At 63.9% G+C, this 20,243-nt stretch carries 14 protein-coding genes; 5 read left to right on the plus strand and 9 right to left on the minus strand.

The annotated features are described in order from the left end of the window. The first annotated feature begins 55 nt into the window (after positions 1 to 55). Genes AAFN84_RS07755 through AAFN84_RS07765 form a run of 3 tightly spaced genes read left to right on the plus strand, consistent with a single transcriptional unit; the run spans position 56 to position 3,262 of the window. The gene (locus tag AAFN84_RS07755) at positions 56 to 1,216 is read left to right on the plus strand and encodes a glycosyltransferase family 1 protein (RefSeq protein ID WP_347513989.1); all 1,161 of its coding nucleotides are present in this window, start codon (positions 56 to 58) and stop codon (positions 1,214 to 1,216) included. A 28-nt stretch (positions 1,217 to 1,244) separates the two neighbouring features. Further along, positions 1,245 to 2,039, plus strand: a complete 795-nt coding sequence (locus AAFN84_RS07760; protein WP_347513990.1) for an ABC transporter permease — start codon at positions 1,245 to 1,247, stop codon at positions 2,037 to 2,039. Beyond that, positions 2,036 to 3,262 (plus strand): ABC transporter ATP-binding protein, encoded by a 1,227-nt coding sequence (locus AAFN84_RS07765; RefSeq protein WP_347513991.1) that lies wholly within the window; start codon positions 2,036 to 2,038, stop codon positions 3,260 to 3,262. The genes AAFN84_RS07760 and AAFN84_RS07765 overlap by 4 nt, the downstream gene beginning before the upstream one ends. 14 nt (positions 3,263 to 3,276) lie before the next feature. On the opposite strand, the gene AAFN84_RS07770 is transcribed toward AAFN84_RS07765, so the two are convergent. The 5 genes from AAFN84_RS07770 to AAFN84_RS07790 form a co-directional block, all read right to left on the minus strand. Beyond that, the gene (locus AAFN84_RS07770) at positions 3,277 to 4,386 is read right to left on the minus strand and encodes an acyltransferase (protein WP_347513992.1); all 1,110 of its coding nucleotides are present in this window, start codon (positions 4,384 to 4,386) and stop codon (positions 3,277 to 3,279) included. Next, positions 4,383 to 6,815: a glycosyltransferase family 4 protein gene (locus AAFN84_RS07775; RefSeq protein WP_347513993.1), complete on the minus strand. Its 2,433-nt coding sequence runs from the start codon at positions 6,813 to 6,815 to the stop codon at positions 4,383 to 4,385. The genes AAFN84_RS07770 and AAFN84_RS07775 overlap by 4 nt, the downstream gene beginning before the upstream one ends. Then, on the minus strand, positions 6,812 to 7,855 hold the full coding sequence (locus AAFN84_RS07780; RefSeq protein ID WP_347513994.1) for a glycosyltransferase family 4 protein: 1,044 nt from the start codon (positions 7,853 to 7,855) through the stop codon (positions 6,812 to 6,814). The genes AAFN84_RS07775 and AAFN84_RS07780 overlap by 4 nt, the downstream gene beginning before the upstream one ends. Further along, on the minus strand, positions 7,855 to 9,339 hold the full coding sequence (locus AAFN84_RS07785; protein WP_347513995.1) for a class I SAM-dependent methyltransferase: 1,485 nt from the start codon (positions 9,337 to 9,339) through the stop codon (positions 7,855 to 7,857). The genes AAFN84_RS07780 and AAFN84_RS07785 overlap by 1 nt, the downstream gene beginning before the upstream one ends. Before the next feature lie 425 nt (positions 9,340 to 9,764). After that, positions 9,765 to 10,145, minus strand: coding sequence for a helix-turn-helix transcriptional regulator (locus tag AAFN84_RS07790; protein ID WP_347513996.1), 381 nt, complete (start codon positions 10,143 to 10,145; stop codon positions 9,765 to 9,767). A gap of 369 nt (positions 10,146 to 10,514) precedes the next feature. On the opposite strand from AAFN84_RS07790, the gene AAFN84_RS07795 reads away from it, so the two are divergent. Continuing rightward, complete coding sequence (locus AAFN84_RS07795; protein WP_347513997.1) at positions 10,515 to 12,200, plus strand: DUF4214 domain-containing protein; 1,686 nt, start codon at positions 10,515 to 10,517, stop codon at positions 12,198 to 12,200. Positions 12,201 to 12,387: 187 nt separating this feature from the next. On the opposite strand, the gene AAFN84_RS07800 is transcribed toward AAFN84_RS07795, so the two are convergent. Both AAFN84_RS07800 and AAFN84_RS07805 read right to left on the minus strand, forming a co-directional pair. Next, on the minus strand, positions 12,388 to 14,697 hold the full coding sequence (locus AAFN84_RS07800) for a DUF4214 domain-containing protein (protein WP_347513998.1): 2,310 nt from the start codon (positions 14,695 to 14,697) through the stop codon (positions 12,388 to 12,390). A 341-nt stretch (positions 14,698 to 15,038) separates the two neighbouring features. Further along, positions 15,039 to 16,847, minus strand: a complete 1,809-nt coding sequence (locus AAFN84_RS07805; RefSeq protein ID WP_347513999.1) for a DUF4214 domain-containing protein — start codon at positions 16,845 to 16,847, stop codon at positions 15,039 to 15,041. A 343-nt stretch (positions 16,848 to 17,190) separates the two neighbouring features. Here AAFN84_RS07805 and AAFN84_RS07810 point away from each other — a divergent pair, with 343 nt between their 5' ends. After that, entirely contained in the window at positions 17,191 to 18,018 is an 828-nt protein-coding gene (locus AAFN84_RS07810) for a SapC family protein (RefSeq protein WP_347514000.1), read from the plus strand. 209 nt (positions 18,019 to 18,227) lie between these two features. On the opposite strand, the gene AAFN84_RS07815 is transcribed toward AAFN84_RS07810, so the two are convergent. Then, positions 18,228 to 19,190 carry a GDP-mannose 4,6-dehydratase gene (locus AAFN84_RS07815; RefSeq protein WP_347514001.1) on the minus strand — a complete coding sequence of 321 codons (963 nt, stop codon included), beginning with the start codon at positions 19,188 to 19,190 and terminating at the stop codon, positions 18,228 to 18,230. 8 nt (positions 19,191 to 19,198) lie between these two features. Continuing rightward, positions 19,199 to 20,179 carry a GDP-mannose 4,6-dehydratase gene (gene gmd / locus AAFN84_RS07820; RefSeq protein ID WP_347514002.1) on the minus strand — a complete coding sequence of 327 codons (981 nt, stop codon included), beginning with the start codon at positions 20,177 to 20,179 and terminating at the stop codon, positions 19,199 to 19,201. Positions 20,180 to 20,243: the final 64 nt, after the last annotated feature.

A 20,243-nucleotide genomic window follows, 5' to 3' on the forward strand; every position in this document is an offset into this window, starting at 1 on the left:
GGAAAGGGTCGAACGGGTAGGAAGTCGCTCGCAACGAGGTCTCCGGCAAACCCGCATGAAAGTCATCCTGTCAGTCGAACCGATACGTTTCCCGCTGACGGGGATCGGACGCTACACGCTGGAGATCGCGCGCCATATGGCGGGCAGCGCCGACGTTGAGGCGCTGCGATATTTTTCCGAGGGCGGGTTCCTGGAGCAATTGCCGTCGCCGTCCGAAACGCCGGCTAGCCCCTCGGTTTCCGCGATCATCAGGGCAAAGCGCCTGCTGGCACGCAACAAGATGCTGCTGGAGACCTACCGCTTCATGCGTGGGCGCAAGCAGGTCAAGGCGCTGGCCGGCACGCAGGACTGGCTCTATCACGGCCCGAACTACTACCTGCCGGAAACGGAAGGGCCATCGGTCGTGACCTTTCACGACCTGTCCGTCATCACCATGCCCGAGTGCCATCCGGTGGAGCGTGTCCTGTTCATGAAAAAGGAGATGGAACTCTCCCTGCAGCGGGCGAGCTTCGTCATCACCGATTCGGACCATGCGCGCCACGAGATCGCCAAGCACTATTCCTGGCCTCTGGAACGCATCCGGACGGTCTATCTGGCCGGCAGCGGCAATTTCGTGCCACGGAGCGCCCAGGAGACCAGCGCCGCGCTTGCCGATCTCGATCTTCCTCATGGCGGCTATACGCTTTATGCCGGCACGATCGAGCCGCGCAAGAATCTCGAGCGCCTGCTGATGGCCTACGAGATGCTCGATCCGAAGTTGCGCCAGCGCTATCCGCTGATCCTCGCCGGCTTCAAGGGCTGGAACAACGACGCGATCCTGCAGCGCATCGACGCGGCCCAGCGCGCCGGCTGGGCGCGCTATCTCGGCTATGTGCCGGAAGGCGTGCTGCCGCACCTGTTCTCGGCCGCCCGGCTCTTCGTGTTTCCCTCCCTTCATGAAGGGTTCGGGCTGCCGGTGCTCGAAGCCATGGCGTCGGCGGTTCCCGTCGTCTGTTCCGACACATCCTCGCTGCCGGAAGTGGCCGGCGATGCCGCCGCCATGTGCGCGCCGGCAGATGTTGATGGGCTGTCGTATCTCATCGCTCAGGGCCTTCAGGACGAGGGGTGGCGCAGCCGGGCGACCGCGAGAGGACTGGCTCAGGCGCAAAAATTCAGTTGGCAGCGGTGCGGGGCAGAGACGGTTCAGCTATACCGCGATGCGCTGGCCGCGGCATGAAGATGCTTCGCCGAAAGGACAGTCGCCCATGAACGGCCTGCTCAAAGGGGCCTGGCGGTATCGCCATTTCATCACTTCGTCGATTGCCACGGAGTTCCGCCTCCGCGTGGCGCGCAGCCGGCTGGGCATTCTCTGGATCGTCATCGCGCCGTTGATGCAGGTCGCGATCTTCGCGTTCGTGCTCTCGGCGATCATGTCGCACAGGCTTCCAGGCATCGACAATCGTTTCGCCTATTCGATCTATCTGATGGCCGGCTTCGTAGCGTGGTTTCCGTTCATCGAGATCGTAAACCGCTGCGTCACCGTGTTTATCGAGAACGCCAATGCGATGAAGAAGATCGCATTTCCGCGGATCGTCCTGCCGCTGATCTGCATCGGCAGCGCCAGCGTCAACAACCTGATTTTCTTTGCCATGGTGATGATCGCCTACGTGCTGATCGGGCATGCTCCGGGCATGACAATCCTCTGGTATCCGGTGCTGTTCTTAGTCACTGCTGCACTTGCGGCCGGCCTTGGCATCGTGCTCGGCGTGCTCAACGTTTTCATGCGCGACGTGCAGCAGATGGTCGCGATCCTGTTGCAGTTCGGGTTCTGGATGACCCCGATCGTCTACATGGTCGAGATCATTCCCGAGCCATGGCGAGAATGGCTCAAGCTCAACCCGCTCTACTGGGTGGTGGAAAACCACCATCGCGTGCTGGCCTACGGACAGGCTCCGGATGCCGTCAGCATGATCGGACTGACGGTTCTGGCGGCGATGCTCGTGATGCTTGGCCTGTTCCTCTTCCGCCGGGCCAGCGCAGAGATGGTGGACGCGTTATGAGCGAACTCGTGCTTCAGGCGCACGGACTTGGAAAGGCGTTCCGCCGCTATCGGCGCGAACTCGACCGCGTTGCCGGCTGGTTCGGCGCCCCGATTGCGCCGGCGGAAGAGCGGTGGGTCTTGCGCGACATCAGCTTCGCCGTCGAAGCCGGTCAATCGATCGGGATCGTCGGGCGCAATGGCGCCGGCAAGAGCACGCTCCTCAAGATGATCGCGGGAACCATGCGGCCCAACGCCGGCACGGTCAGCCTGAGCGGCAGGGTCGCCGCGATCCTCGAACTGGGGATGGGCTTCAATCCCGAACTGACAGGTCGCCAGAACGTCTATCATTCCGGTGGGATGATGGGGTTGCAGCGTTCTGAGATCAGCGGCCTCATGGACTGGATTGCCGGTTTCGCCGAACTGGGCGACCATTTCGACCAGCCGCTGCGCATCTATTCCAGCGGCATGCAGATGCGGCTGGCATTCGCCGTCGCCACCGCGATGCGACCCGACGTGCTGATCATTGATGAAGCGCTTGCCGTCGGTGATTCCTACTTCCAGCACAAAAGCATGGAGCGCATTCGTTCGTTCCGCGAGCAAGGCACCGCGCTGATCCTCGTCTCCCACGACAAGGCGTCGGTACAAAGCCTTTGCGACCGGGCGCTGCTGCTCGACGAGGGCAGGCTGGCCCTCGACGGGACGCCCGAGAGCGTGCTCGACTATTACAACGCACTTCTCGCACGCAAGGAGGGCGAGGCGATCGAAACACACATGCTCGACGATGGCCGGATCCAGACGATCTCTGGTTCGCGGCAGGCTCAAGTCGAGCGGATCGCGCTTCTCGATGCCGCTGGACGCCCGGTCGACACCGTCGGCGTCAACGCCCCTGTAACCTTACGCGTGGAGGTGCTCGTTCACGAGGACATTCCCCGCCTCGTGCTCGGCTTCTCGATCAAGAGCCGCCTCGGCCAGACGATCTTCGGCACCAACTCGCATTTTCTGGGCAAACCGCTCGACAACGTGCGCAAGGGCGAGCGGGCGACGTTTGAGGTGGGATTGCCGGCGGCGTTCGTACCTGGCAGCTATTCAGTCTCGACGGCGCTCGTCAGCGGTGAAAGCCACATTGAGCAAAGCTACGAGTGGCGCGATCTCGCCCTCATGTTCTCCGTCGTCAATGTCGGGGAGCCGCCATTCGACGGCATTTCCTATCTTCCGGTCGATCTGCGGGTGAAGCGGGGATAATCCTGGCCACCGTTTCAGGCGTCGGCCTCCTGCCGTGCCTTCGCGCCTGAATCCCTGTAGCGTCCCCGCAATTGGAGGAATGGCCGCTCGATCACGCTGTAGGACAGGCATGCAAGGACAAGTGTGCAGGCCAGCACCAGCGCGCCGTCGATGAGGAACATCGTCGCGGTCCCGCCACCGATCCGCCCGAACAGTTCGTGCAGGGTGAAGATCACCAGCGCGTGCCACATGTAGATCGAGAAGCTCCACTCCCCGCCCTTGCGCAGGACGGACTCGACCAGGGTCGGCCAGGAGAACCGCGCGTTCAGGTAGCCGACGGCAACCGCGCCCCACAGGGCGGACTCGATCGTTCCCCAGATGATCCAGAACGGTTGTTTCTGATCGGCGGCGAAGAAGCTCGCCCAACGCGCCTGCGCTCCCACCATCACCAGGATAGCCACCACGGAGACAAGCAGCAGCTTTCCGCCGTGACGGTGCAGCCACCCCTGCCGCTGATGATGGATGATCGCCACCAGCATGCCGACAAGGAACTGATCGAACCGGCCGACAAGCGTCGAATAGAGCATGTGCGTGCTGTTGGCGGTGGCGAAATAGGCTGCGAGCTTCACGACGAGCATCAGGAGCACGAGCTTGACGAGATAAGACGGCCCATGGTCGCGCACGAACAGCGCCAGGAACGGGAACACCAGATAGAAGGTGAACTCGACCGAGATGCTCCATGCCGGCCCGGTGGCGAAATGCCAGGAGGTCGGTGCGTTGCCGAGATTGGTGAACAACAAGTAGAGGATGTCGGTCGCCTCGAAACGATCACGACCGATCGATATCGCCACCATGAACACGACGAGAAACAGCGGCGCTATGCGCAGGATGCGATTGCGCAGGAACTGGCCGTACCGGATGCTTCCACCGGCTTGCGCGATCGTCATGAAGATGAAACCGGAAAGCACGAAGAACAGGCTGACGCCTGTGTGACCCTCGGTGATCAGCCCCATCCAGAACAGCGACGGCAGGGCCTGCCATCCGCCCGCGTAATAGTGGAAAAAATGAAAGCCGACGACGAGCAGCGCCGCCAACAGCCGCAGATGATCGAGGCGTGGAATGTAGTCGAGGTTGCGGGACTTCATCTAGCGCCGCCCGGCGCAACGGGACGCCGGAGCTGGCCGAAGCCAGCCTGTTCCAGCGACACGATGAACTTGTCGGCGATCACATTCCACGAATAAAATTCTTCCACCAACCGTCTTGCTGCCACGACCATCGCATCGACATGCTCTCCGTCATAGCCCTGGAACGCGTCAATCGTTCCGGCCAGCCCTTCTTCGCCAACGACGCTGAAATGGGTGTCTGCTTGTGCAAGCAGGCCCCTGGCACCGAACGCCGTGGAAATGACCGGAATGCCGGCGGCGAAATAGTCGAGCATCTTGAGGTTGGTGCCGGATCCAGAATGCATCGGGTTGAGCGCCACGTCGGCGACGGCGAGCAGTTCGTTCCTCACATGCGCGGGAACCTGGCCGAGCAGTCGGACATTGTCCGGCGTTTCGCGCTCCCTGAACGGCAGTCCGACGCTGCCGACGACGATGAATTGGGTCGTCGGCAGGCTGTCGGCAGCCTTGAGAATGTCTTCGACGGCTTCCAGATTCGGCCCGTGCCAACTGCCCATGAACAGCGCGACGGGCTGCTGCTCCAGCCCTGCCTTGTGCTTGAGTGCGCGCCTGCGCGCCGGGTCGACATAGTCGATTTCATCTAGAGCAACGCCATTGGGCACCTCATGCAGCGAGGCGCGGGTCGGACCGTAAAGCGACCGCAGCGTGTCGAGGTCGCGTTGCGCGCAGGCGAAGACGTGGCGTGCACTGCGCCACGATTGGCCTTCCACCTTTCGCACGTCTTCCAGCAGGCGCGCGCCGCCGGCGCTGCCGGACAGCAACGTCGACTTCAGCTCGATCTCGACGTCCTGGGCTTCGTACCACAGTGGCTTGTCCGGTGCGGCGGACCGTATCTCGTCCAGCAGGTATGGATGACAGGCAACGACGGCCTCGCTCGACAGGGCCGAGATGCTGAGCGCAGTGCCAAAATCCGGCGTCAGGCTAGCCAGCGCGGGCGATGTGATGTCGCCGATCGGGATATCGCCGACGGTAGCCGCGATCTTCTGCTCGAAAAGCAGATGCCGCGCCGATCTCGGAATGCGCGTTTCGACCATGCCGGGCGCGATCTCGCGCTCTCCCTGTCCTTCCGTCGTGCTGGAAAGCGAGACAAGGTCGATGTCCAGGCTAGACGTCAGCGCCTTGTAGAGCTGGAATACCCTCGCCTGGCCGCCGCCCATAGGCGGCCACACCGGAAACGTCGTCGCAACCGTAAGCTTTGGCTTACGCATTTTGTTGAGGATCGCCGGCGCAGCTGGACGAAGCAGCCCGTTCACGACGGTTTGCCAGTTCACCGGCTCGACAGATAGCCGCGCGGCTTCTCCCATCGATCTGGCCTCCGAGCGGTGCGCGCAAAGCCAGTCTAGCTTTTCGCCGATCGCCTCGGGTGTGGCTCGCGTCGTGAACCCCGTCTGCCCCTCGCGAACGAATTCGCATGGTCCGCCGGAATCCACGCAGGTGACCACCGGCTTGCCGCTGCGCATCGCTTCGATGGTGATGAGGCCGTAATCCTCGTCATACGGTACGAACGGTACGGCCAACGCATCGGCATAGAGCCCCGGCATGTCGTCGTCGGGCACGAAGCCGAGGAACCGGATACGCGGATCGTCGCCGGCAAGCGCCTTCAGCCGCCGTTCGTCCGGCCCCATGCCGGCGATGAGCAGGGGTATGTCGTGGTGGACATGCGCCATCGCCCTGATGACAAGGTCCAGCCGTTTCGGGCCGTCGAGGCGGCTCGAGACGAAGAAATAGTCGTCGCGGCCACAGCGGTAGTCATCGCGATGCGGCGGCGGATAGAGCACATCGACCGGCACCTGCGGCGGAAAATAGCCGCGCCGGCGCGCAACGGTGCCCGAGATCGCCGCATAGCTGCGCATCTTGCCTGGCGACAGCGCCGCATCATCGAGGAAATGGATGATCTCGCGGGCCACCGGCCCCGGAAACGCCAGAGCGTTTTCGGGGAGCCCGGACGAGCGCAGCGCGCGGAAACGGTCGAAGAACTCCGCCAGGTCCGAACGATCGACGACCATCCCCGCGTCACCCTGCTGACGCATCCAGCGCAGCAATTGCCGCAGTGGCGCATGCGAAAGCAGATCGTCACCGATGCCGCCGCCGCCATAGGTGTCGTAAAGCCCCCTGAGCCGATGCAGCATGTAGCAGATGTGGTTGGGGTGCTCGACCATCCAGCCCGGATACTTGCCCGATATGACGCAGTCGTAGGCGGACAGATCGAGCCGGAAGAAGGTCTCGTAGGACTCGACAAGGTCGACAAGCGAGCCTTCGGGCGACGGAACCGAGACGATGTCGCAGTCATGCTCCGTCTCGTTGACGAAATGTGATTGCAGCCCCCACCAGAGGTTTTCCGCGCCGCCGAGCGCGAGGGGGACGGCCAGGGGCGTGACGAGTGCGATCTTCATGCGCCCTCCGCCAGCAGCGCGGAAACTACATGGTCCCAGCCGATGCCCATCGTATCGTAGCGGGCGCGCCCGGCCCGGCCGAGTTCGGCGGCCCTTGCCGGGTCTGCGGCGAGGTCTTCCAGCGCTGCGGCGACGGCTTGCGCTTCGGGCGCGCAGACGATGCCGGTCTCGCCGTCGATGACGAACTCCAGCGGTCCGCCCGAATCGGTGCAGGTGACGACCGGCTTTTGCGAAAGCATCGCCTCCAGCGTCACATAGCCGTAGTCCTCGTCCAGCGGCCCGAAGAACACACCGAGCGCGTTTGCGTAGAGCTCGATCATCTCCGCGCGGGAGATTTCGCCGAGGAAGCGGACGCGATCCCTGATGCCGAGCTCTCCCGCCAGCCGTTCCAGTTGCGGCTGCATGCTGCCGGCCCCGGCGAAAATCGCCTGTACCGGCGTCCGGCATGCCGCGATGGCGCGCAGCAGCAGGTCCTGCCGCTTCAGTGCCTCCAGCCGGCTCGGCGCGAAGATGTAGGGCAGCGCCCGCGCGCAATGAAAGGCGTGCTCGTCGGCAGGCGGATGGTAGAGCGGCGTCGAGGCGATGCCGTTGAAGTCGTTCAGGCGCTGCGAGACCCGGGCGGCGATCGTATAGACCGGCACGTCGCCGAGGCCCGCATTGTCGGCCGCGATGATGCGATCGCGCAGCGCATCGGTGTCAGCGCGGCCCTTCTGCCAGCCATAGCGCCCGCCATAGAGGTCGTAGGCGGAGCGATGCTGGTGCAGCAGCCACACCGACTTCTTAGGATGATCGATGAGATAGGCCGGGAATTTCAGGCAGATCAGCCGGTCGATCTGGCCGCCGCCATAGCGCGAGAAGTCGAGCGCCGCCGCCCTGTCCATCGTCTCGCCGGCGGCTGCCGGCGGGTCGAAGAAGAACGGCAGTCGGATGAGGTGCAGGCTGTGGCCGGCGGCGCGCACCGCTTCTGCCAGCCCGTCGGCGAGAAACTCGGCGCCGCCACGGATTCCGGGCGTGTAGACGGTGGCGATGCCGACCCGCATCAGGCGGGCCCGTGCTTTCGCGCGAACAGCGCATAGTCCGGCGGCTGGCGGAACCAGTCGTTGATCTCTGCCGGCGCGAAGCCGCTTTCCGGCCGGTCGAGCAGGCAGTCGTCGGGCGTGCGGATGATGCGCGCCTCGCCATAGCCCCGCGCCTCGGCGAGGAAGCGCAGCAGGTCCGGCGGCAGCGGCTTCATGTGGGTGGGGTCGTAGTTGAAGGTGCAGGCGCCGACGACGAGGTTTTCGGGGTTTGGCGTCTCGAACAGCACCGCGCCGCCCGGCGCCAGCACGCGCAGCGCCTCGTCGAACAGCGCCACCAGCGCGCGGAACGGCAGGTGCTCGACGACGTGGAAGGCGGTGATGGCGGCCAGCGACCCGTCCGGCAACGTGCGCAGATGGGCGATGGCGTCGCCCTCGGTGACATCGAGCCCCTGGCCCCGCGCCTGCTCGGCCATGGCGACATTCGTGTCGATGCCGCGCGCGTCGATGTTGCCCGCTTTCAGCAGCGCCAGCCACTCGCCACGGCCGCAGCCGACGTCGAGCACCGTGCCGCCGGCGGCGACCGGCTCGATCAGCCGCATCATGTCGAGATAGCGCGCCTGGCGCTCGCCGATCTCGGCGGTGGAGCCGCGGAAGCGGTTTTCGAAGGCGACGTAGAGCGCGTCGAGATTGTGGTCGTCGAGCGCTGCGAGCGCGTTGGCCCCCTCTCCGCCGATATCCCCGGCGCGGTCGACGAGGGCTGCCAGCCGCATCGTCTGGTCGGCGACCATGCGGCGCGCGGCGGCGAGTTCGACGGCGGCGTTTTCCAGCCCGTCGAGGCCGCGCCGCGCCGTCGCCAGCCCTTCATGGGCGAGCGCGTCGGTGCGCGCCAGCTCGTTCTCGACCAGCACGAAGGAGCGCCGCGCGCCGGTCAGCGAAGCGTTGATGTCGCGCATCAGTGCGGCGCGCTGGGCGCGGCTGCGCTTGTCGGCGGCTGCGATGCGGCGGTGCAGGCGACCGATCTCGCGCGAACGCCGCGCCGTGCGCAACAGCGGGCCGAAGACGCGGCCGACCAGCGGCGCGCGCGCCAGGCGCTCGAGGTACCAGGCGCGTTTCAGCCCCGGTATCTGCAGCCCGCGCGCCTCGCCCTCGGCCGAAAAGCGCAGCGAACAGAGGATGCCGACCACCGAAACGTGGCCCTCGCGCAGGGCGGGCAGGAAATGCGCCAGCCCCGAATCGTCGACCGCGCGGCCAAGCACCACGGCATAGGCGAGGCGCACAAGGTCTTCCTCGTCGAGCGCCTCAAAATCCTCGATGCGCCACGTGTCGCGCTCCAGAACCGCGCCATCCTCGTCGAAGTCGAGCAGCGGCACGTGGGCGCGCCCGCGCTGCCCGCCACCGGCGATTTCGCCGGCGTGTTCCTCGACCGGCGGCAGCTCGGCGCGCACCAGCGCGAGGATGGCGTCGATGTCGAGCGCGGGCGTGGTCTGGCTGGTCTGGTCGGGCATGGGCTGTCGTCAAATCCGCTCGGGCGGACCGCCGATGCGCCATGAAAAAAGCGCGGCGATCCGAAAATGGGTCGGCGCGCTTCTTACAGCATGAATGCGTTGGAAGGGAGTCGCTTTGCGACCTCGGGCACAGACGCGGATCGTCTGTTCCTCGCCGGCCCGCTTTCCGGCCAGGGCGGCACTCGACGTTGCCCCCCTCTGTCCCGCCGGACATCTCCCCCACATGGGGGGGGGGGTCGGATCGCCGCATTGTTCTCGCCAATTCACAAAGGTGCAGAACGGGCACAAACCATGATGAAGGCTGATCTCCCTCATCGTGGGGGAGATGTCCGGCAGGACAGAGGGGGCGCGAAGGCGCGCTGTCCTCACCGGAAACCGGCGTGCGGCGAAACCCAAGAGAAAGATGACGCCGCCCCGCCCGAACCCTATTTCCGGTCGAGCAGGCTTTCCAGCCGCGCGATGCGTTCTTCGAGGTCGTTGGCGGGCGTGCCGGCGGGGGCGGCCTTTTCGGCGGCGAAGATGAGATCGTAGTTGAGCGGATCGTAGAAGCGCATCAGCTCGATGGCGAAGTCGCGCACCGGCACGTTGAGCGCTTCGGCCCAGGCTTTCGTCTGCGCCGGCGGCACGCGGCCACGGCCCGATTCGATCTGCGAGATGAAGGTGTAATATTCGAGGTTGACGACGCGCGCGAGTTCGCGCTGCGAATAGCCGGCCTTCTCGCGCAGGCTGCGCAGCCAGCGGCCGGCCTCCTGGCGAAGCCTCTGGACATCGTCCTGCTCAAGTCCCTGCTGCGGATGCGTGTACATTTCTTTTTCTACCCCGACGCCCTTTCCGGATCGCCCCTTCGCCCCATGTGCCAATCCCGCTACCCCGGAACCGGCCGTCACTCAGCGTCGAGCCGACAAGTTGTTACTGTACATACACGAGGGAATCACCCCTGTCCAGCGAATCGGACCAGGTGACGGCTTCGTGAACCCCGCGGAAAGCCTGGAAACCCGGCTCCGGGCGGGAAAAGGCGGTTTGACGCTAGGGTAAAAAGCCGCTATACGGCGCCCCATGAGGTCGCAGTTCGTCAGACAAACCAATTTTGAACAGTATCCGGTTGACTCCTGTCTACTGGACGTTTAGAAGTCCGGTCGACCTCGTGTCACCAATAACCTTAAGAGGAACACCACATGGCTACCATCCAGGGCGTATACATTGCTCTCTTCGGCCGTCCGGCCGACCCGCTTGGCCTCGCATTCTTCGCTGAAGCCACCAATGACGGTGCCGACCTGACCGCCATCGGCGATCTGTCCGCTTCGGCTGAATACCAGGACCGCTTCGCGGGCATGAGCAACACCCAGATCGTCAACTCGATCTACCAGTCGCTGTTCAACCGCGATGCCGACCTCGCCGGCCTGACGTTCTTCACGGCGGCCCTCGCTGCCGGCGACCTGGACATCAACACCATCGCCATCAACATCTATGACGGCGCCCAGGGCTCAGACGCGGAAATCCTTGCCAACAAGGAAGCTGCCGCCAACGCCTTCACTACGGCTCTCGACACGGGCGAAGAGGTTCTTGCCTATGAAGGCAATGCTGCTGCCCAGGCTGGTCGCGACTTCCTGACGCCGATCACTGAAGACGAAGCAACCATTCCTGACGAGGACGCTGTTGACGCAGCGATTGCCGCTATCGTAGGCGGCGGCACGCCTGGCACAACCTTCACCCTCACCACCGATATTGGCGAGAACCTCGTCGGTACTGCTGACGACGATACCTTCAACGCTATCATTGGCACCGATGCTACGCTGAATACCTTCGACGAAGTCGATGGTGCTGGTGGCGATGATACTGCAAACATCATTGCGGACGTTGCGGTAACTGCTGCACAGCTTGATCAGTTCACCAACGTTGAAAATGCTATGATTGCCCAGTCTTTGGCCGGTGGTCAGACGGCAATTGATGTGTCCGGCGTTGGCTTCACGAACATCACGTTCGGCGGCACGACTGGTCTTGCAAACGGTGCTGCTGTCACGGTTGCCCAGGGTCAGACGATCAATGCTAGCCTCGACGCTGCAGGCGCTTTGGCAGTCACGGGTGCAGCCGGTGTGACGGAATTGACGGCGAACGGTGTCGGCACGACTGTGAATGCATTCACGTTTGCTGAGACCGATGCATCGGTCACGACGGTGAATGCAGGCGGTTCCACCGCTGCTGCGGTTACCGTTACCGGTACGGCAACCACTGAGACCGCCAACATCAGCTTTGAAGATGATGTTGCGCTCACTTTGGTTGGCGCGGCGATCGAGACGCTCGATATGTCGGGTTCGACTGGCGACATCACTGTTACGCTTCTTGCAAACCTCACTTCCGTCGTTGGCGGCGCTGGTATCGATTCGGTGACTGATATCACCGGTGCGGCTGAGCTTTCGGTCGACCTCGGAGCGGGCAGCGACGTGTTCACTATCAACAACGGTGATGGCACCGGTCTGACCAGCATTACGTTGGGCGCCGGTAACGACCTCGTCGATGTGAATGTGCTTGCAAATATCGCCACCGCGACAGAAGCCGACTTCGCCGAAGCGCTCATCAGCATCACGGATTTCAACGTCAGCGAAGACAAGATCGACGTCAGTGGCGTTGGCACGGTCGTAGCAGACAATCTTGTTCAGGGTTCGATCAATGCAGCGGCGACGCTGTATGATGCTCTTGAGATTGCCGGCGCCGGCGCTGCTGGGGATGTTGTTTTCGAGTATGCCGGCAACACCTACGTCTATGCTAACGACGGTGACGCTGTGGTTGAAGTAGGCGAAGGCCTGCTCGAACTGACCGGCATCGCGGTTGCTGATCTGACTGCTGCGAACTTCACTGCTTAATCTACTCATCGGTAGATCACGGAAAGGCCGGCGCTTGCGCCGGCCTTTTTGCTTGTGGGGCTTGGGCCGGGCGATGCCGTTACCCTCGCACCAACCCCTTCCCCTCGCCTGACGCCAACCGCCAAGAAAACAGGGCGCCCGGTTTCCCGGACGCCCTGCTGATGACGGTTGGTTTTTGTTCAGGTTCTTACGCGACCATGCCGTGGGTGAAATTGTCGGCGGTGAACACGCTGCCATTGTTGATGTCCATCACGCCGACGAGCTGGACGTCGCCTTCGGTGATGATGCTGTCGTTACCGGTCCGATCCGCATCCACCATGTAGATGTGGGTCTCGTCAGTGCCCTGCACCACGACGACCGCCCTGGCCTCCTCATCAGTACCCTGATTGATGCGCGCACTGCCAAGGGGGCCAAACAGGTCGCCGAACTCGTCGCCACCGAAATCGCTGTTGGCGACGGTGCCGCCGAAATCGACCACGAGCACTTCACGGTCATTGAGCTCCACCGACGAAGGCGGGGCGATGTTGACCTCGGTCATGTAACTGAAATCGGAGAAGTCCAGCACGTCTCCACCCGGGCCGGTCGAGAAGCCTTCGATCGTATCGACATCGTTGGCGTTGGCCGAGTGTTCGAAGACGATCCGGGCGCTGCCCGCACCGCTGACATTGATCAGGTCGTCGCCTTCGCCGCCGATCAGCAGGTCATAGCCCTGGCCACCGTAAAGGGAGTCCTCGCCGTCCCTGCCCTCGAGCCGGTCGCCGTGGACGGTGTCGTAGGAGAAGAGAATGTCGTCGGCGTCGTCACCGATGATCTTCACGCCGAGCGAGCTGGTGTTGTTTCCGATCGTCACGTCCCAGTCGAAGATGGTGGCGCTGCTGCCGACGAACCACACCGATTCATACATGTAGGCCGACTCGGCGATGGTGTTGCCGGTGATGTTGAAGATCGTGCCGCTTGCATCGTAGCCGCCGATGCCGGCGTTCAACAGGTCGTTGCCGGTGATCGTCACAGTCTGGCCGGCGCCGGTATCGAAACGGATGCCGACATGGCCTGAATTGGGATTGTCGTAGCCGCCGTCTCGATAGATCACATTGCCGGTGATCACCGCGGAGCCGCCGACGACACCGATTTCGGTCGGCACGTCGCCTTCGATCCCGTTGAACCGGTTGCCTATGACGTAGCCTGTGCCGCCGGTTGCATTGACCTCGATGACCGGGCCTTCATTATGGCTGACGCCGTGAAAGGCCGCGTCGAACACGAAGCCCTCGACGGTGCCGCCTGCGGCGCCGATCGTCACCTTGCCGTCGATGACGGCGCCGGCGCCAAGGCCGATATAGCTGGCGATGGATTGCAGGGTGACGTTCTCGCTGAGCACGACGTCTTCGTTCCAGGCGTGGCCCGCGCCGACCAGCACATGGTCGCCCGTGTCGGCGGCGGCCAGTGCCGATGCGATGGAGTCGTAGACGCCGACGAGATCGACGTCGCCGAACGGCACACCGGAACTGCCGGTGTTGGATGCAACCAGCACCTTGTAGCTGAAGTCATAGTCCGAGCGCTCGATGCCGTTGACGAAGTCCCACGCGGCGGCCTTCAACTCGTCGGCGCCGTTGGCCGTGTAGCCATCGGCCACCGGACGGTCCGCGAAAGCGTCTGCGGCGTCATGCACCAGGCTGGCGTCCTTCGGACGAGAGGGGCTTGCCAGCACGTTGCCGTTGATGTTGGCCAGCACGTTGTCGTGGAACGACTGCGCGCGCGAGCCGTCGATGAAGTGCACGACGTCGAGGATCGCCGCATTGCCGGCATTGAGGTAGTCGACATAGTCGTTGGCCAGTTCGAGGAAGCCATTGTTGACCTCCGCCTGCTGGCCCAGCGGCATCTCGGCATAATACTGGTCGTTCAGGTTGTTCCACTCGGCGAGGAACACCTCGACCGGATCGACCGGCGGGGTGATCACGCCGCCGCCGCCACCGCCGCCCGGCGCCTGGCCTTCCAGCGCCAGAAGCGCGTCGATGGCCGCGTCGACGTCGGCCTGGTCGGCCGGGTTGCCGGTGTCGACGCCGTCGATGAACTGGCGCCCGATATCGGCGGCATCGTTGCCGTCATAGGCGTTGATTTCCTCGTCGAGATCGAGCGAGGCGGTGAACAGGTCGGCGGCCGCGATCTTGGCGTTGACGGTGTCGAGGTCGGTGCCCTGCGCGCCGTCGAGGATGCGGATCGCGATGTCGTTGATGGTGAAGGTGCCGTCTTCCAGGCCATTGACGAAGAATTCGACGCCCTCCGCCTCGCCGTCACGCTCGAACAGGCTCTGGTAGATCGACTGGACGATCTCCTCGTTCGACATGCCGGTGAACCGGTCCTGGTATTCGTCGGTCGCCGCCAGATCGCCGATCGCGGTCAGGTCGGCGCCGTCATTTGTTGCGTCATTGAAGAATTCGAGACCGGCGGGATCCGCCGGGCGCCCGAAGAGGGCGATATAGATCCCCTGAATCGTTGCCATGATTAACTCCCAAACTGCGCGCTGCGGCGCGTACATACCCACTCACACCCGATTTCTAGCGCGAGTGGGTTTGGTTAATCAATGGTAAAGCGGTTAAATGGTTACTTCGTGCACGCCGCGCTTCAAGATGATCCGCACTCACTACCACTTTTCTGCAACCATCGCGTGCGATGACGAGCCGGTTTTGACTGCTCTCTAAGATTAATTTAGACACGCGCCGACGAATATGACTTCACAACACATGACTGCCTCTGCGGAAGGTGGAGCGTCTATGCTGCCAAACGAAAAACCCCGCCGGCGAGCGGCGGGGCTTTTGTTCGTGTCAAAGCTGCTGATGCTGCCTAGACGGGGATTACCCCCAGCTCAAAGCCATCGCCAGAGGACGATATGGCAACCAATGAGATGTCGCCAAAAATGGGCTGGTTCAACACGATGCTACCGCTTGCCTCGTGGTCAAAATCGAGCAGGACTATTTGCCCGCCATCGCCGAAGTTGATCATGGTATCGACGTTCCCATCATCGTCGAGATCGTACCGGTCAACGTATACGTTCGCCCACACGTCCATGGTGAAGACGAGCAAATCATTACCGTCCTGACCGAAATCAGTGATGGTGTCTTCGCCGTCGGAGTAGAACTCGCCGACTTCGATGTGAACGAAGATGTCGTCGCCGCCACCGCCGATCAGCTCATCATCACCTCCGAGGCCGATAATGATGTCGTCGCCGGCGCCACCCATGATGAAGTCGTCACTACCCTGGCCAAGCGCCTCCTGCGCGAATTCGAACTCGCCTTCGACGAGTAGCGATACGGCGTCATGGATCGCGTCCATGTTGCCGACCAGGATGTATCCGTCGCCGCCCGTCGCGGTGAGAAAGTTGCTGCCCTCGCCTTCGAGGATGATGGGCATGCCGATCGTCGGAAGCTCGAACGGCAGAAGCGAGCCCTCGTCTTCCATGAAGGAGACCATGTCACCCTCGTCAGAATACTCGCTCATCACGTCGTCGATGATGTCTTCGACGATGCCGTTGAGCGAGGTGACGGCACCCTCGGCAGCCGCAATCGACACGCTTCCGTCAGACGCGAGGAAGTGGACAACCTGATCGAGCACATACAGCGCATCTTCGATGTCAACGCCGCCGGAAACCGCGCCGAGAAGCGAATTCAGCAGGTCCGTCCAAGGAATGTCGTTGTCCTTGGCGAAGTCGCCGACGTCGAAGCCCGAAAGCAGAAGGATGTTGTTGGTGTTGTCCAACGCGCCTTCGTTGCCATTCAGAGGGTTGCCGTAGAAGTCGAGAGCGTCGGGGTAGTAGCCCAACACGGCGCCAGCATTTGCAAAATACCAGACAGGTCCGTCCGAGCCTTCGATCTCGCCGAAAGCGAGAACGTCGCTGGTCTCATGAGCGGAATTGACCGTGACACCCGCCTGAATGCTGGTGATCCCGTCGGACTTGTAGGAATAGTCGAGAATGGCGGTCTTCGAGCCGCGCGCGAATTCCAGCTCGCCATTTTCGTTGACGTCAACGGTCACGTCGCCACGGGCATTGCCGCCGAAGGTCAACTGGCCATCTTCGTCGACGAAGACAGTAAAGGAAGCAGGCGTCACCACGCCGCCGCCACCGCCACCGCCGGGTGCCTGGCCTTCCTGTGCCAGAAGCTCCTCGATGAGATCGTCGATGGACGCCTCGTCGGGAACGTTGCCGGTGTCGACGGTGTCGAAGAACTGGCGAACGAGATCGGCAGCGTCGAGGCCGTCATAGGCGTCGATTTCCTCGTCGAGGTCGAGCCTCTCGAGGAACAGGTCGCCAGCGGCGATCTTGGCGTTGACGGTGTCGAGGTCGGTGCCCTGCGCGCCGTCGAGGATCGCGATGGCGATCTCGTTGATGGTGTAGGTGCCGTCTTCGAGGGCGTTGACGTAGAACTCGACGCCTTCGGCCTCGCCGTCGCGCTCGAACAGGCTGAGATAGATCGAATTGACGATCTCCTCGTTCGACATGCCGGTAAAGCGGTCCTGATACTCGTCGGTCGCAGCCAGATCGCCGATCGCCGTCAGGTCCGCGCCGTTGTTGGTTGCTTCATTGAAAAATTCGAGGCCGGCCGGATCAGCCGGGCGCCCGAAGAGGGCGATGTAGATGCCCTGAATCGTTGCCATCATAGACTCCCAATTACGCTTGATGCGCGTGACGCAAACCCATTTGCGTAACGTTTCCTTAACCACTTTCTACTTGGTTAATCAACGGTAAAGAGTAAAAATGGTTACCGTGAAAGTCGCCTATACCCCTGCGGGGGTACGAGCCCTTCGTCGCCTATGTAAAAAGATGCTGATTTATGATCCGGCGCGCCAAAGTGATTTGTTTCTGGCGCTTGGGCACTTGAAATCGCCATCCGGGCAAGTTTTCGACAGCGTCTCCCTCTGCGTCAGGGTCGGCGGGTTCCGTCTGTGCGCGCGATGCGGTAATAGTCCGGCGCACGAAAAACAGACGCATCAGGACCCCATGACCCAGGACCCGCATCTCGTCACCCGCGACCGCCACGGCGCCAAGAAATGGCTGCGCCACAAGGGCTTCGGTTTCGCCGCTGCCATGAACGTGCTGCCGATCGCGGCGGCCGAGCTTTCGCATGCCGCGCGCGCGCTACCGCTGGGCTTCGTCACCGACGCCGGCAAGACGATGCCGGTGGCGATCCTCGGGCTGCAGCCGGGGCAGAACTATTTCGTCGCGCCCGACGGGCGCTGGGTCGGGCTTTACACCCCCGCCGCGCTGCGCGGCTATCCGTTCCGGCTGGGGCGCACCAACGCCGCCGGCGACACCAATTTCGCGCTTTTGGTCGACGAGGCGAGCGGGCTGGTGATCGACCTCGGCGTCGGCGAGGAAGGCATTCCGTTCTTCGACCTGGAGGGCAAGCCGCATGCCGAGACCCAGCGCGTGCTGGAGTTTTTGGCCAAGACGCGGCAGAGCATGGAGGCGGGCGAGCGCGCCGCCGCGCTGCTGGCCGAAAAGGGTCTGCTGGAGCCATGGCCGATGGCGCTGAAGGACGGCGAGAAGGAGAAGCGCGTCGACGGGGTCTCGCGCGTCAGCGAGGCTGCGCTGTCGAAGCTTTCGGCCGAGGATCTCGTGGCGCTGCGCGATGGCGGCGCGCTGCCGCTGGCTTATGCGCAACTGATCTCCATGGCCAACATCACGCTCCTCTCGACGCTGGCCCAGGCGCACGCCAAGGCCAAGGCGCAGAAGGCCAGCCGCATGACCGTGCCCGAAGGCAGCTTCATGCCCGACGAGGACGACAGCCTCAAGATCGACTGGAACGAGTTCCTGAAGGACAAGTAGGGTTTCTGGCGCGGTCGCGTTCCGGGCTTTCGGCGCACAAGCACCCCCTCCCCGTCCCTTCGGGCCACCTCTCCCCCTGCCCGGGGGCGAGGAAAAGCGCTGCCGCAATGCCCGCGCTCATCCAGCTTGGGTTCCTCGCCCCCGGGCAGGGGGAGAGGTGGCACGCGAAGCGTGACGGAGAGGGGGCGCTTCCCGCTACGGGACGCGGCTCAGTCGCGCACCAGCTCCGGCGCGGTTTCGGCCAGGCCGCGCCAGTGGTCGAGCACGTCGGCCAGCGTGCGCTCCAGCGGGATTTCCGCGCGCCAGCCGAAGGCGGCGTGTGCCCGGGCCGGGTCGCCGCAGATCGTCTCCACCTCGCCTTCGCGCAGCAGCGCCGGGTCGGTCTCGACCGTGACGGGAACGCTGGCGAGGCCGCGCAGCGTCTCCAGCATCGCCGCGATCGCCACCGGGCGGCCGGTCGCGAGGTTGAACGCGCCGGTGATTGCGCCGTCGGACAATGCGGCGGCCAGATAGGCGCGCACCACGTCGCGGGCGTCGAGGAAGTCGCGCCTGACGGCGAGGTTGCCCACCCGCATCAGCGGCGCCTGCCAGCCGCGCTCGATGCGCACGATCTGCCTGGCGAAGGCCGACACGACATAGGCCGCCGTCTGGCCGGGACCGGTGTGGTTGAAGGGCCGGAAGCGCGTCGCGGCAAGCCCCTGGCGCGCCATCTGGCCGAGCATGATGTCGGCGGCCGCCTTGGTCGCGCCATAGGGCGACATCGGCTCCAGCAGCGTATCCTCGCTGACCGGCCTGCCCTTCGCGGCGGCAAAGCCCGCGCCGTAGACCTCCGAACTGCCGGCGAAGACGAAGCGGGCGCCGGGCGCATGGCGCATCGCGGCGTTTGCGAGGTTGAACGTGCCCATGACGTTGACCACCCAGGCGATGTCGGGCTCCTTGGCCGCCTCGCGCGGCGAGGCGACGGCGGCCAGGTGGATGATGGCGGTGGGCGCGAAGGCCTCGATCGCGGCATCCACGGCTCCGGCGTCGCGGATGTCGATCGTTCCGCCCTGCCCGTCGGCCAGCGGCGCCAGGGCGATGTCGCCCGCCAGCGGATGCGCGCGCGCCGCCTCGGCCAGGTGCCGGCCGACGAAGCCGGCAGCACCCGTGACAAGCAGGCGATGGCGCGCCATCGGCCGGCCTAGCCGCGCGGCTTCAGCCGGGCGAGGTCGGCGTCGACCATCTCGCGGATCATGGCCTCGAGCGTGATCGTCGGCTCCCAGCCGAACGCGGCCTTCGCCTTGCCCGGATCGCCGAGCAGGATGTCGACTTCCGCCGGGCGGAAGAAGGCGGGATCGATGACCAGATACTTGTCCATCTCCAGACCGACATGGTCGAAGGCGATCTGGCACATCTCGCGCACCGTCGAGGTGCGGCCGGTGGCCACGACGTAGTCGTCCGGCGTCTCCTGTTGCAGCATCAGCCACATGGCGCGGACATAGTCCTTCGAGTGGCCCCAGTCGCGCTTGGCGTCGATGTTGCCGAGGCGCAGCTCGTTCTGCAGGCCGAGCTTGATGCGGGCGACCGCGTCGGTAACCTTGCGGGTGACGAACTCGATGCCGCGCAGCGGCGATTCATGGTTGAACAGGATGCCGCTCGACGCGTGCAGCCCGAAGCTCTCGCGGTAGTTGACGGTCAGCCAGTGGCCGTAGAGCTTGGCCACCGCGTATGGCGAACGCGGATAGAACGGCGTCGTCTCCGACTGGACCGGCTCCTGCACCAGCCCGTACATCTCCGACGACGACGCCTGGTAGAATCGCGCTTCGGGACGGATGAGGCGCACGGCCTCGAGCATGTTGGCGACGCCGATGCCGGTGACCTGGCCGGTCAGGATCGGCTGCTGCCAGGAAGAGCGCACGAAGGACTGGGCGGCGAGGTTGTAGACTTCGTCGGGCTCGACGTCGCGCATCGTGCGGATCAGGCCCGACAGGTCGAGCAGGTTCCCGTCGACGATCTTGACCTGGTCGGCGATGCCGAGCCACTGCAGACGGCTCAGATTGACGTCCGAGGTGCTGGAGCGTCGCGCCAGACCGTGCACCTCGTAACCCTGCGCCAGCAGAAGCTGCGCCAGATAGGCGCCGTCCTGCCCCGTGATACCCGTTACCAGTGCCTTCTTGGTCACCTTGTTCTCCTGCTGCCTCGCGAATTGCCGCGCTTATGCCACCAGCCCGCCGCCGACCGCAAGG

Source organism: Mesorhizobium sp. CAU 1741 (assembly GCF_039839275.1).
Lineage (GTDB): Bacteria > Pseudomonadota > Alphaproteobacteria > Rhizobiales > Rhizobiaceae > Aerobium.